The organism is Shewanella pneumatophori (assembly GCF_023283895.1).
GTDB lineage: Bacteria > Pseudomonadota > Gammaproteobacteria > Enterobacterales > Shewanellaceae > Shewanella > Shewanella pneumatophori.
This window is the reverse complement of sequence record NZ_JAKILB010000042.1, coordinates 1-547: the sequence shown is the minus strand read 5'-3', so window position 1 is coordinate 547 and position 547 is coordinate 1. Positions and strand designations below refer to the sequence as shown.

2 rRNA genes are annotated in these 547 nt (G+C 41.7%); both read right to left on the bottom strand.

The features are described 5' to 3' along the window. Positions 1-84: ribosomal RNA gene (locus L2740_RS21425) — 23S ribosomal RNA — on the bottom strand; the annotation flags it as partial. 368 nt (positions 85-452) lie between these two features. Continuing rightward, positions 453-547, bottom strand: a 16S ribosomal RNA gene (locus L2740_RS21420); the annotation flags it as partial.

The window sequence follows — 547 nt, the reverse complement described above, 5'->3', positions numbered from 1 at the left end:
TCGCCAACGCTTTTCGCAAGTTACTACGTCCTTCATCGCCTCTGACTGCCAAGGCATCCACCATATACGCTTAGTCACTTAACCATACAACCCAAATAAGTCTCTATGAGATTATCCGTTTGTTTTATCAGGGTAGATAAAACAGTCGTATCGCAACTAATGGTTTCTACTTTCGCCAAAATTAGAATTTTTTACTTACTACCGAAGTAGCAAGCCAAGACACTTAATAAAGTGTTTTGAGAACTCAATTTTTAATTTCGCGCTAATGCTACAAACAGCGATAAATCGCCATCCCTTTCACATTAACACTATCAGCTTTCCAAATTTTTAAAGAACGATATCAACTACATGAAGTAGGATATTTTGTCGCTCACCTCTTTCGAGGAGAACAAGCAATCTGTGTAGACACTCAACGCAATTTCTTACTAACAGAGTCAAGTTAGTCGTATAGGTAAGGAGGTGATCCAGCCCCAGGTTCCCCTAGGGCTACCTTGTTACGACTTCACCCCAGTCATGAACCACACCGTGGTAAACGCCCTCCCGAAGG